We start from the raw sequence: 12,940 nt of genomic DNA, 5'->3' as shown, positions 1-12,940 counted from the left end.
GTAATGATCATTTGTAAATCCGAACAGGAACTTGCCTTTATGAGGGAAGCTGGTCGAATAGTTGCCGAGAGTCACCGTCTGATTGCTGAGGCTATCCAGCCTGGCATTACGACGGGGGAGCTCGACAGAATTGCCGATCAATACATTCGCAGTCAAGGTGCTGTGCCGTCTTTCAAAGGTTACAACGGTTTTCCTGCCAGCATTTGCGCTTCAGTCAACGAACAATTGGTGCACGGATTTCCGGGTAAGCGAAAACTGGTTGAAGGCGATATTGTTACGCTGGACATCGGTGCAGAGTACCGCGGTTATCACGGTGATTCCGCCTGGACCTACGGGGTGGGCAGCATTTCCGAAGAGGCTCAGCGTTTGCTGGACGTCACGGAAGGCTCCTTGTACGCAGGACTGGCGTTAGTCAAACCGGATGTGCGCTTGTTTACAATCTCCCATGCAATTCAACAGTATATCGAGGATGCCGGATTCTCCGTCGTGCGCGAGTATGTTGGTCATGGCATTGGGGCAGAACTGCATGAAGAACCGCAAATTCCGAATTATGGCATAGCGGACCGCGGACCACGTCTGAAACCGGGTATGGTACTCGCGATTGAGCCGATGGTGAACGCAGGGGACAGATATGTCAGAACGCTGGAAGATAACTGGACGGTCGTCACGGTAGACGGTTCACTGTGCGCTCATTTTGAGCATACAGTAGCTGTAACGCCGGAGGGCATGGAAATTTTCACAAAACTGAATGCGTAGGTGATCTTCACGTGAATACTGGGAGCAGCCCGCAGATTGGTCAATTAGTGAGAATTCTCAAAGGCAAAGATGCCGGAGAGGCTGCCGTTGTTATCGCAGTTGTTGATAGCAGATTTGTATATATTGCTGATGGAGACAAACGTAAGTTTGATGGGCCTAAGAAGAAGAATATCGGGCATCTGGAGCTCATACCATTCATCAGCAGTGAGATTGTGGACAGTTTGGAAGAAACCGGCCGGGTAACGAACGGAAAGCTGCGGTTTGCAGTCATGAAGTACGGTGCGGCAGCCGGAAAAAGTGCGAATGAGAAAGGAGACTAACTGTGGCTAAAGAGGATGTCATTGAAGTGGAAGGTACGGTCATTGAGCCGTTGCCGAATGCAACATTTAAGGTTGAGCTTGAGAACGGTCATCAAATACTTGCCCATGTGTCCGGGAAATTGCGGATGCACTTTATCCGTATCCTAACCGGAGACAAAGTGGTCGTGCAGTTATCGCCTTATGATTTATCTAAAGGCCGTATAACTTACCGTAAATAGATGGGAACTACAACAAAAGTTTTGCTTCGCAAAACTTTGAGGAGGTAATTAACATGAAGGTAAGACCTTCTGTAAAGCCCATTTGCGAGAAATGCAAAGTCATCCGCCGCAAAGGGACTGTTATGGTAATTTGCGAAAATCCGAAACACAAACAAAAACAAGGTTAAGAAGGGGGTGTAGCGTAAAATGGCTCGTATAGCTGGAGTGGATTTGCCACGTGATAAACGCGTTGAGATCGCCTTGACTTATATTTTCGGAATCGGTAAAACGACTTCCCAGAAAATTCTTAATGAAACAGGCATTAACGTTAACACACGTGTCCGTGATTTGACGGAAGATGAAGTCAGCAAACTGCGTGAAATGATCGACAAGTCAGTTAAGGTTGAAGGTGACCTGCGTCGTGAAATTTCCTTGAATATTAAACGTCTAACTGAGATCGGCTGCTACCGCGGTGTTCGTCACCGTCGTGGATTGCCTGTTCGCGGTCAACGTACTAAAACGAATGCCCGTACCCGGAAAGGCCCGCGTCGTACGGTAGCAAACAAAAAGAAATAAGAAGGGGTGAAAAGAGACAATGGCTAAACCGAAAAAAGTCGTACGTACCAAACGTCGCGACCGTAAAAATATCGAGAGTGGCGTGGCACATATCCGTTCCACGTTCAACAACACTATCGTTACGATCACGGATCCTCACGGAAATGCAATTTCCTGGGCAAGCTCCGGCGGTCAAGGATTTAAAGGTTCCCGTAAATCGACTCCATTTGCAGCGCAGATGGCAGCCGAAACTGCAGCTAAAGCAGCTATGGAACACGGCATGAAGTCCGTTGAAGTTATGGTTAAAGGACCGGGCGCGGGCCGCGAAGCAGCCATCCGTTCCCTTCAGGCCGCAGGTCTTGAAGTAAACCTCATTAAAGACGTAACTCCGGTTCCTCACAATGGATGCCGTCCGCCGAAACGTCGCCGCGTATAGTGAAATCAGAATTGTGATTGTGGTATAATTCTGACGCATCTGCTAATAATAGGTGTTTAGGCATACTACATGATACACCTGATGGGGTGACAGTTTCATATAGGAGCGACGTTTGAAGGAGGGGTACACTCGTGATAGAAATCGAAAAGCCGAAGATTGAGACCGTAGAAGCCAATGATGAAGGAACCTATGGGAAATTCGTAGTTGAACCGCTGGAACGTGGATATGGCACGACTCTGGGGAACTCGCTTCGCCGGATCTTGCTTTCCTCCCTTCCGGGAGCCGCAGTGACTTCGGTCCAAATTGACGGCGTTCTGCATGAGTTCTCGACCGTTCCTGGCGTAATGGAAGATGTGACGGAGATCATTCTGAACCTCAAAGCTCTTTCCCTGAAGATTCATTCAGACGAAGAGAAAGTGTTCGAGATTGATGCTGAAGGTGAAGGCATCGTTACCGCAGGTGATATCCGTGCGGATAGCGATGTTGAGATCCTGAACCCGGATCTTCATATTGCAACGCTGGGACCTGGCGCGAGACTTCACATGCGTATTTTTGCAGGCCGTGGCCGCGGTTATGTCCAAGCGGACCGCAACAAACGCGAGGATCAGCCCATCGGCGTTATTCCGGTGGATTCCATCTATACGCCTATCTCCCGTGTGAATTACGGCATCGACAACACTCGTGTCGGTCAAGTGACCAACTACGATAAGCTGACGATGGAAATTTGGACGGATGGCAGTATCAGACCGGAAGAGGCTGTTAGCCTCGGAGCCAAAATTTTGAACGAGCACCTCGTTTTGTTCGTAGGACTTACGGATGAAGCGAAAGACGCCGAAATTATGGTAGAAAAAGAAGAAGACAAAAAAGAAAAAGTGCTTGAGATGACAATCGAAGAGCTTGATCTTTCTGTTCGTTCTTACAATTGCCTCAAACGTGCCGGTATTAATACCGTACAAGAGCTGACTACAAAAACTGAAGAAGATATGATGAAGGTTCGTAACCTGGGCCGCAAATCTTTGGAAGAAGTACAAGAAAAGCTCGAGGAACTTGGTTTAGGACTCCGCACAGAAGAATAGCTGACAGATTGCTTGAGTAAAGGAGGGAAAACAAATGGCATACCAAAAATTGGGCCGTGATTCCAGTGCGCGTAAAGCGTTGTTTCGCGACATGGTGACGGATCTGTTTCTTTATGAGCGTATCCAGACAACGGAAGCTAAAGCGAAGGAAGTTCGTTCCATCGCTGAAAAGCTGATTACTAAAGCAAAAAAAGGCGATCTTCATGCTCGCCGTCAAGTAGCAGCATTTGTCCGCCGTGAGACTGTAGACGGTGAACAAGACGCTATCCAAAAATTGTTCTCTGATATTGCTCCTCGTTACACAGAGCGTCCAGGCGGATACACTCGTATCCTGAAGCTGGGACCTCGCCGTGGCGACGCTGCGCCTATGGTTTATCTTGAACTGGTAGACCGCGCGTAGTATCACAAGCCATGATTTCCGGATGTACCCTTTACGCATATGCTGTAAGCAGTATGTGCAGAGATGTATGAACGTTATTGTGCTGCAGGGGCATTTAAGCCCTGCCGTACAATTACCGCGGGAATCACCTTGTATAGAGTAGAAGGAGCTCCCGCCGGGGCTCTTTTTTTTTGAGGACCTCTGGACTCTGCTGGTTGGAATTCGAGTGAAAGGAAGAACGTAATGCGCAATCTATTGATGAAAGTCAATTATGACGGCACCGATTATGATGGCTTTCAGACCCAACCTCAGGGCAATACGATTCAGGACCATTTGGAGCGAGCCATTCTTCATCTTACCGGTGAGGGGATCAAGATTACAGCCTCAGGCCGTACAGATGCAGGTGTTCATGCTTATGGTCAACCTTTTAACTTCGTGACTTCCTCGCAAATTCCAACGGAACGCTGGTGTCTGGCCCTGAATGCCCGGCTGCCGCAGGATATCGTGGTTACTGAGGCAACTGAGGTTCCTCTTTCCTTCCACTCCCGCAGAGGAGCGAAGCGTAAGACCTACCGGTATACAATTAACGGTAATCGGTTTCCGGACCCGTTCCAGCGGCGCTGGCAGCATCATCATCCGGTGAAGCTCGACATTGCAGCTATGGAGCAGGGGCTGGCTCATATTGTGGGGACTTATGACTTCACATCGTTTGCATCCAGGAAGTCGACGAAGGCTTCTCATGTCCGGACGATTTTTGAGGCACATATGGAGATTGACCGCAGTATGTGCCGCAGCGGGTCTGCAGACCAGGGAGTTATTCATACCTATATTACAGGCAGCGGCTTTCTGCAGCACATGGTCCGCATAATCATGGGCACGCTGATTCATGTGGGCGAAGGCAAGATTCGCGCGGAAGCAGTTGCAGGTATACTGGCAGCATGCGACCGTGCGGCAGCGGGACCCACTGCGGTGGCAAAAGGGTTAGCGCTGTGGAGTGTAGAGTATGACAAGGCGGAAAGCTAATCGCTGTGCATCTTTATTATCAAAAAAATATGCACTGAATACTAGAAATCACTTGCGCTAGCCGCGATTATGCTGTAATATAAAAGTTGTGTTTTCTTGATGGCTATCCCACAGCCCCGATCAAGAAAATGCCAACAAACAAGCTTTTTTTAACTCACATAATCGTAATTCAATGAGAAATTAGATATACGAAACATATGATTTTCGTACGAGAACAAGGAGGAAACTTTCATGCGTACCACCTATATGGCGAAGCCGAACGAAGTTGAACGCAATTGGCATATTATTGATGCCGAAGGCAAAACACTTGGTCGTTTGGCGAGCGAAGCCGCTGCTTTGATCCGTGGCAAACACAAACCGCAATTCACTCCACACGTTGATACTGGAGATTTCGTAATTGTTATCAACGCAGAGAAGATTCATTTGACAGGCAAGAAATTGCAAAACAAGAAATACTACCGTCACTCGATGCACCCAGGCGGCTTGAAAGTTACTGTTGCTGAGGATCTGCTGAAAACTAAACCTGAACGTGTCATTGAATCCGCCGTACACGGCATGATTCCTAAGACTCGCCAAGGAAATCAAATGAAGCTGAGACTCAAAGTATATGCAGGCGCCGAGCATCCACATGCAGCACAAAAACCTGAAGTTTACGAACTTCGCGGATAAGAATAGAGGAGGACAGTTTCATGGCACAAGTACAATACTATGGGACAGGTCGTCGTAAACATTCGGTAGCACGTGTTCGCCTTGTACCGGGTGAAGGACGCATTGTCATTAACAAACGCGAGATGGACGAATATTTCGGTCTGGAAACACTTAAGCTGATCGTCAAACAACCTTTGACATTGACTGAAACTCTGGGCAACTATGATGTGCTCGTTATCGCACACGGTGGCGGTATTTCTGGTCAAGCCGGAGCAATCCGTCACGGGATCTCTCGTGCACTTCTGAAAGTTGATCCTGAGTACCGCGGACCGCTGAAGAAAGCCGGATTCCTGACTCGTGACCCACGTATGAAAGAGCGTAAGAAATACGGCCTCAAAGCCGCTCGTCGCGCTCCACAGTTCTCGAAACGTTAATATCCCTTGCAGTGCAAGGAAATCAAGCCTCTGGCCTTCATGGTCAGGGGCTTTAATTTTGCCCTCAGAATTGTCCGTGACCATATTTTGACCAGATTTATTCAATCTTGATTGAACGTGACCACATTTGAGCCGGTGATCGCTGTAGCTGATTCCATGAATTTTTCAACCGATTCGCTTTGAACTACAAGCCACACCAGTAACCAAGACGCAGCGTGATCGAGTGATGATCATGAGCTGTGTCTTTTTTTATGAAAATGGATGATTGCCCTATTCTCTTGCTGGGTGGTGAACCGAAGATTCAGAGCGGTTTTGACCATGGAACGGCTTGTTAGCGGATGGCCGCTTAAGGACACGCAGTAAAAGGGATAAATATCACCAAGCATGCGGTTGAGTATTGCTCTACGGGCTTAGCTGCGGTATTTGTGCTTGGGTTGGTATGGACGTTAAAAGCCAGGCAGGTTACACTCGTTCATATGGACCCCGAACTGGTCAGATGAATACTGAAAATGATCTCTGCCATGACAATGGATAACAAGGTATGACGAAGTATGATAAATGATATGAAACAATGTAAAAAAATAACAATACATACCCCGCCTTTTGACTATTATGTATTACTATAGCTGCTAAGGAGAACACCCTGATGATTCGTGTGATGCTGATTGATGATGAAGAAGATGCGCTCGATTTGCTTGAGATTTTGCTGGGACAGCTTGGAAATGTGCAGGTGATCGGACGGTATATAAATCCGGTCGAGGCCATTCAGGTGATTCAGGCGCTTCAGGATGGAGGCCAATGCTCTGTCGATGCAGTCTTCCTGGATCATCAGATGCAGGGCATGAATGGGATGGAGGCAGCGCGAGTAATCAGGCAAATGATTCCGCAGATGCCCATCGTCTTCACAACAGCCCATGCTGAATATGCAGTTGAAGCGTTTGAGATTCAGTCCATCGACTATCTGCTGAAGCCCTTTACGCCGGACCGATTGCATAATGCGGTCGCTCGCGTCCAGCATTTCTTGTCCAACGTCCCACCGAGTGCCCTGTCCGATTCCGCGCTCCGGGCTGGACATAGCGGGAATTCGTCTGCTGCCATTCAATGTCTGGGCGGGTTCCAGATCAGGCTGCCGGGCAGCAGGAGCAGGGTGTTGTCCTGGAAGACGAAGAAGGAAAAGGAACTGTGTGCTCTGCTGATCCATTTTGCAGGCAAATCCTTAAGCACCGCTTCGATTCTTGAAGCTATCTGGCCGGGATATGATCTGAATAAGGCGAAGACATATTTGTACACATGCCTGTCTTATTTGCGTAGAAGCCTAGCGGAAAATGATATTCCGATCCGTATACACAAGGCTGATCAGGGCTTTGTGGCTGAATGTGACGGGATGACGGTCGATGTAGCCGAATTTGAGCAATTGTTGAGCAAGATGCCAAGTAGCCTGTCAGGTCACCTGCCTGGCAGCATGTTGTCTGCTGAAGAGATGGATCTACGGCTGTATGACCACATGAATCTGATGTATAAAGGCGATTATATGGACGCCTGTGATTTTAGATGGGCGGAAGCCAGACAGATGGAGATTAGAGGAGCCTATATTCGCGCGCTTCGTACATGGTATGTGTATTTCCGCACTCAGGGTAATACCGCCCTTGCTGTGGACAGCATGCAGCGCATATTGAGGGTGTTACCTGATTCCGAACAGGATGGACGCGAGCTGATCGGACTGCATCTGGAGATGGGCAATCGGCATGAGGCGTATCGTGTCGGCTCTCAACTGGAACAGACGGTGTGCCTTCAGTTGGGAGCTGAACTGGAGGAAGAGACCTTGCTGCTGATTCAGCGAACGAAGGAAAAGACTGAGTGGAAAAACCGATGAGAAAAAAAGCTGTTGCTGCACTTATAACGATACTTGTGCTGATTACTGCCTACGGGGTTTTACTGACTTATTTCTCTATGCAAAAAAAGCAGATGCCCATCGCGGCGAGCGGAGTACTGGATCTGACCTCATGGAAGTTCGCAGAGGACGGAGTCATCCCGCTGGATGGTGAGTGGGAACTGTATCCGGACAAGCTGTTAACTCAGCAGGACTTTGTCTCTGCTGCTGCCGAGGGGGAATTAACGTCAGCAATGATTCGGGTGCCGGGATCATGGTCGAAGCTGATGCATACGAGTGGCATGGCAACCTACAGATTACGGTTTGAGATCGGCGACGTGACTGCTGGTATGGTGTATGGGCTCAAAACAGCATCTATTCAGGTATCGAATCGACTGATGGTGAATGGCCAGGTTGTTGGCTTCAGTGGGAATCCGGCCGAGCAGCAGAATTATGTAGCCTTGAACAAGCCATATGTCAGCTACTTCACGTTGCAGCCTGGCTGGAATGAGATTCTGCTACAGGTAGCCAACTATGATTTTCGCGCAAGCAGCGGAATCAATGAGTCGGTCTTCCTGGGTACAGCTGCGCAAATTTCCCGCCTGCATGATCGGGCAATAGTTTATGATTGGATTTCAATAACGGCATTTCTCGTTATGGGCTTACACTTTCTCGGCTTATTCTCTCGACGCAGAAAAGACTTTTCCATTGTCATATTTGGCATCGTTTGCGTGTGTATCGCCTTGTTCACAAGCGTAAGCGGTGAAAGAGTGCTGTTCGGAGCGGTCGGCCCGCTGCCATTCTGGCTATATTACCGTATTCAGATGGTGTCGGCTGTAGGTGTAGGTCTTGGATTTTTCTATTATGTCTATACAGCCTTCCGGCCTTATTGCTTCAAATGGTTCATTCGCGGTGCGCTGAGCTTCGGATGGATATTGCTTGCGTTGCATGTTCTGTTTGGAGCCCAGCTTTCGATGTGGCCATATCGCGAAATGTCAACGTTTTACGCCAGCTTTTCGTTGCTGTACGCAACATATGTATTCATATTGGCGGCTCTACATAGATTCCCGGGCAGCCTGTATTTGGCTGTAGCGGCCATGGCCTCGAATGCACTGGCGCTGAAGCAGAATATGAATATTTACTTTGGGATGAAAATTTTTGAGCTGGCGCCCATCGAGCCCTTCCTGATGCTCTTGATGCTGGCCATGCTAATGTCGGTCCACTTCTCGAATGCTTTCCGTAAAATCGAGGAGCTGTCGGAGCAGCTGCTGCAAGCGGACAAGATGAAGGATGATTTCCTGGCCCGGACCTCGCATGAATTCAAGACACCGCTGCATGTTGTCATGAATATTTCACGGTCCATGCTGAATGATGCCGCGCATCCGCCAACGGCTGAGCAGCAGGAAAAGCTGCAACTGATGACGGACATGACGAAGAGGCTGTCACAGCTGGTGTACGATATTCTGGACTTGTCCAAGCTGAGACAGGGTGAACTCAGGATTGCTCTGACGCCGATTGACATTCGCGCCGTGGCTGAGATGCAAGTGCGCATCTATTCCTATCTGGCTACCGAGCGGCAGGTTCAACTGGTGAACCAGGTCCCGGCGCATTTGCCTTTTGCACTGGCCGATGAGGGCCGCCTGAGCCAAGTAATCGGTAATTTGCTGGACAATGCGATCAAGCACACCGAGCACGGAAGTATTGTGGTGACGGGGACGATGCGCGGCGGCAAGCTTGAGATTGCGGTTCAGGATTCAGGAAGGGGCATCGAGCCACAGGACCTCGCGCTGATCTTCGAACCGTTCAAATCGCTTCATGGAGCACAGCGAGGGGGCTTCGGATTAGGACTCTCGATCGCGAGGCAATTGGTGGAGCTGCAAAACGGCACGCTTACGGTCTCTTCCACCCTTGGAGTTGGCTCGATATTCACGATTACGCTTCCTGTTGCGGATCAAGGCAGTCAGGCGGTTATACTCCCATCAAGCACCCAGGTCGTTCCCAAGCAAAGCGAGTATTCCTTCGCTACGCCATATTATTCGAAATGGGAGGGCAAGCACACGGTACTCATCGCTGACGATCAGTATGAGAATCTGAAGGTGTTGATCGACGCGCTTCAAGCACTAGACTATCGGGTAATTGCAGTGAAGAACGGGTACGAAGCGCTGGAGCAGCTCCAGCAAGCGGGCAAGATTGATCTGGTCATTCTGGATCTGATGATGCCGGGCATATCGGGCTATGAGGTGTGCCAAGAGATTCGCGAGCGATTCTCGCTGCTGGAGCTTCCTGTGCTGATGGTGACGGCGGCTATACAACCGCAGGACAAGGTAGCGGCCTTCCAGGCAGGTGCGAACGATTATTTGCCCAAGCCTTTTGACATGGAGGAGCTCAAGGCCAGAATCGGCAGCCTGCTCGCCATGAAGGAATCGCTCGGCCGGGCAGTTCATCTTGAGGTGGCGTTCCTGCAATCGCAGATCAAGCCGCATTTTCTGTTCAACGTGCTCAATAGCATTGTGGCATCAAGCTACACGGATATAGAACGGGCGCGGGGGATGATTGTCAATCTGGCTGATTACTTGCGCGGCAGCTTCCGGTTCAGCAATACGGAAAAGAGAATTGCCTTCGAAGAGGAGTTCAAGCTCATTCGCACGTATGTCGATATTGAGCAAGCTCGTTTTCGAGATCGTATCCGCTTTGAATCGTACATTGCAACGGATGCGCTGGGCTTGCGTATTCCACCGCTGCTGTTACAGCCGTTAGTAGAGAATGCCATTCGGCACGGCATTGGCGACCGCCTTGAAGGAGGGCTGGTCACTTTAACAGCGGATGAGTCGGATGGATATTGGCGATTTATTGTAGCTGACGACGGTGTTGGCATACCTCCGGAACGATTGCAGACGCTGCTTGACCGTGTTGAGGCCGATGAGTCACAAGGGGTTGGCTTGCTGAATATCAACAAGCGGCTGACCTATGAATACGGTATATCACTGCAAATGGAGAGCAAGCCGGGCCACGGAACAAAAATAACTGTGCGTATCCCTGCTTCGCCGCTGGCGGTGTAATTCTGTGGGCTGATTAGCGTTGGCTCCCATAAGCTGGCTCTCACAACAGGTCTCATCCATGATGAGGGGGCCTGTTTTTTTACTTTTCAGGAAAAATTTTGCTGATCAAGGTCATTGTTCGTGTAATGATTCGTGTAACTGGGTAGATATGCGTTTTTGTGAAGGTATAGTGTTGTGGGGTATGTCGTATTTAAGGTTTTGTTAAGGTGTAATGTCGTTTTTTAAGGTTTTTTTAAGGTGCGATTTTTTATACTGGGCTAGAAGAAATGGAACAAAAGTATTAAAAGTTGTGGGGTGGCAGATTCGGATTGCCGGGAGGGATAAACAACATGGATCAACATGAGGAAGAGAGGAGTGAACAGAACAATGAACAGAGGCATCCTGACGGCGAACAGGAACTTCATGACGGCAAGAAAGGTAGTTTTAATGTTATTAGTGTGTATGCTGACGGTTGGGTATATCCCTGAATTCCAGACATGGAAGGTGGACCGCGCCTATGCAGCTTCCGGGAAATGGACGACGGTAGGCAGCGCAGGCTTTTCGGACGGATATATGGATTACCTCAGACTGGCAGTGGAGAATGGTACGCCCTATGTGACTTTTCAGGATACAACCAACAGTGGCAGATTGAGTGTCATGAAATACACGAGTACGGATGGCTGGAAGACACTTGCCAACACAGGGCTCACACAACAGACTGTGTACACTACCCCGATTGTGGCTCGTAATGGGGTTCCCTATATTGTCTATCCTGATTCAGCGCACGATGGCAGGGCAACTGTCATGAAGTATAGCGAGGGAAACGGCTGGACACCTGTCGGGAATCCGGATTCACTGCCGCCAATGGGCTATAATGCTGCGCTGGAAATAGACCAGGCAGGAACGCCTTATATCGCTTTTACAAATAATTTCAAGGTATTTGTCATGAAGCTTGATCCGGCTGATGGCAATTGGAAGTTCGTGGGCAGCACCATCTACTCGTCAAGCAGCCCTTCGGATATAGAGCTGAAGATGGATAATGGCGTCCTCTTTCTCGCCTACCAGTATAACTTTAATGGTTACAAAACAGTTGTCATGAGATATACGGAATCAACCAACTGGCAGAAGTTGGGGGATGGGAATTTTAACAACAACGGAAATTATCTTTCTTCTTTTGCAGTCTATGATGGTCAGCCTTACCTCGCATTCGGAGATAAAACCCAAAGCTATAAGGCAACAGTTGTCACCTATAGTGAGCTGAACGGTTGGAAACCTGTAGGTAAGGAAGGCTTCTCGCCTGCCGGTGCCTTTTTTACAAGTCTGGCTTTTGATGGGGAGGGCACACCATTTATCGCTTTCCGCGATGGTGCTTCTGCAAAAGCTACTGTGATGAAATACGGCAATGACGGGGTATGGCAATTCGTGGGCAATGCGGGCTTTTCCGAAGGGTTGATCAACAAAACCTCACTTGCGATAGACCATGGTACTCCTTACATTGCTTATCAGGATAGTGTTTATGGTCAAAAAATGACTGTCATGAAGCTTTCTGAAGCATATACGGTGTCCTACGACGGCAATGGCGCATCCTCTGGCAGTGTGCCTGTGGACAGCAATTTGTATGATAATCAGGCCAGTGTGCCGGTAGCGGGTAATACAGGGAATCTGGAGAAGCCCGGTTATGCTTTTGCCGGCTGGAACACTTCAGCGGATGGCAGCGGTACGGATTACAAGGAGGGAGACATCTTCACCATCAGTAATTCCAAAGTCACCTTGTATGCGAAGTGGACATCACTGAATGTGACAGTGAACTATGCGCCAGGGGAGCACGGAACGATCAGTGCAGCGAGCGAGACGGTCGCAAGTGGCGGTCATCCGGCGGCGGTGCCAAGCGTCACTCCCAACAGCGGCTACCGGTTCATAGGCTGGAGCAGCGATGGCGGTGTGACGAAGCTAAGCGGCGACGAGCTGAAGGCAACTGTCGTTACCGGGGCGATCACCTACACAGTGTACTACGCCCGGATTGTGAAGGGTGATGCCAATGGCGACGGGATCCTGACAGCGGCTGACGCGCTGCTGTTGACGAAGTACCTGAAGGGCAGCATTCAATTGTCGCCTGAGGAGCTGGAAGCAGCGGATGTCAATGGTGATGGAGTTGTGGATGAGAAGGATGTCAAGGCGATTCTTGCTATGCTTACAGGAAAGGGTTGA

At 49.3% G+C, this 12,940-nt stretch carries 14 protein-coding genes; all 14 read left to right on the top strand.

Annotated elements, in window-relative coordinates; translation table 11 throughout:
- Positions 1-3 precede the first annotated feature (3 nt).
- The 14 genes from map (at position 4) to ACX1DY_RS27725 (ending at position 12,940) form a co-directional block, all read left to right on the top strand.
- Positions 4-756, top strand: a complete 753-nt coding sequence (gene map / locus ACX1DY_RS27790; RefSeq protein ID WP_458967391.1) for a type I methionyl aminopeptidase — start codon at positions 4-6, stop codon at positions 754-756.
- A gap of 11 nt (positions 757-767) precedes the next feature.
- Positions 768-1,076: a hypothetical protein gene (locus ACX1DY_RS27785; protein ID WP_458967390.1), complete on the top strand. Its 309-nt coding sequence runs from the start codon at positions 768-770 to the stop codon at positions 1,074-1,076.
- 2 nt (positions 1,077-1,078) lie between these two features.
- Positions 1,079-1,294, top strand: a complete 216-nt coding sequence (gene infA, locus ACX1DY_RS27780; protein ID WP_018753971.1) for a translation initiation factor IF-1 — start codon at positions 1,079-1,081, stop codon at positions 1,292-1,294.
- Between the two features lie 53 nt (positions 1,295-1,347).
- Positions 1,348-1,461 carry a 50S ribosomal protein L36 gene (rpmJ, locus tag ACX1DY_RS27775; protein WP_003322638.1) on the top strand — a complete coding sequence of 38 codons (114 nt, stop codon included), beginning with the start codon at positions 1,348-1,350 and terminating at the stop codon, positions 1,459-1,461.
- Between the two features lie 19 nt (positions 1,462-1,480).
- Positions 1,481-1,849, top strand: coding sequence for a 30S ribosomal protein S13 (gene rpsM, locus ACX1DY_RS27770; protein WP_019908250.1), 369 nt, complete (start codon positions 1,481-1,483; stop codon positions 1,847-1,849).
- A 19-nt stretch (positions 1,850-1,868) separates the two neighbouring features.
- Positions 1,869-2,264, top strand: coding sequence for a 30S ribosomal protein S11 (gene rpsK / locus ACX1DY_RS27765; protein ID WP_020427052.1), 396 nt, complete (start codon positions 1,869-1,871; stop codon positions 2,262-2,264).
- Between the two features lie 131 nt (positions 2,265-2,395).
- Complete coding sequence (locus ACX1DY_RS27760) at positions 2,396-3,340, top strand: DNA-directed RNA polymerase subunit alpha (RefSeq protein ID WP_019908253.1); 945 nt, start codon at positions 2,396-2,398, stop codon at positions 3,338-3,340.
- A 34-nt stretch (positions 3,341-3,374) separates the two neighbouring features.
- Positions 3,375-3,740 (top strand): 50S ribosomal protein L17, encoded by a 366-nt coding sequence (gene rplQ / locus ACX1DY_RS27755; RefSeq protein ID WP_019908254.1) that lies wholly within the window; start codon positions 3,375-3,377, stop codon positions 3,738-3,740.
- 222 nt (positions 3,741-3,962) lie between these two features.
- On the top strand, positions 3,963-4,742 hold the full coding sequence (truA, locus tag ACX1DY_RS27750; protein ID WP_458967389.1) for a tRNA pseudouridine(38-40) synthase TruA: 780 nt from the start codon (positions 3,963-3,965) through the stop codon (positions 4,740-4,742).
- 231 nt (positions 4,743-4,973) lie between these two features.
- Positions 4,974-5,411, top strand: coding sequence for a 50S ribosomal protein L13 (gene rplM / locus ACX1DY_RS27745; RefSeq protein ID WP_019908257.1), 438 nt, complete (start codon positions 4,974-4,976; stop codon positions 5,409-5,411).
- 20 nt (positions 5,412-5,431) lie between these two features.
- Complete coding sequence (gene rpsI / locus ACX1DY_RS27740; RefSeq protein ID WP_458967388.1) at positions 5,432-5,824, top strand: 30S ribosomal protein S9; 393 nt, start codon at positions 5,432-5,434, stop codon at positions 5,822-5,824.
- A gap of 646 nt (positions 5,825-6,470) precedes the next feature.
- Entirely contained in the window at positions 6,471-7,697 is a 1,227-nt protein-coding gene (locus ACX1DY_RS27735; RefSeq protein WP_458967387.1) for a response regulator, read from the top strand.
- On the top strand, positions 7,694-10,753 hold the full coding sequence (locus ACX1DY_RS27730; RefSeq protein ID WP_458967386.1) for an ATP-binding protein: 3,060 nt from the start codon (positions 7,694-7,696) through the stop codon (positions 10,751-10,753). Before ACX1DY_RS27735 ends, ACX1DY_RS27730 begins: the two co-directional genes overlap by 4 nt.
- 366 nt (positions 10,754-11,119) lie before the next feature.
- Positions 11,120-12,940, top strand: coding sequence for an InlB B-repeat-containing protein (locus ACX1DY_RS27725; protein ID WP_458967385.1), 1,821 nt, complete (start codon positions 11,120-11,122; stop codon positions 12,938-12,940).

Source organism: Paenibacillus sp. BAC0078 (assembly GCF_054483875.1).
The sequence above is the reverse complement of the archived record's forward strand: the minus strand, read 5'-3'. Positions and strand labels throughout refer to the sequence as shown.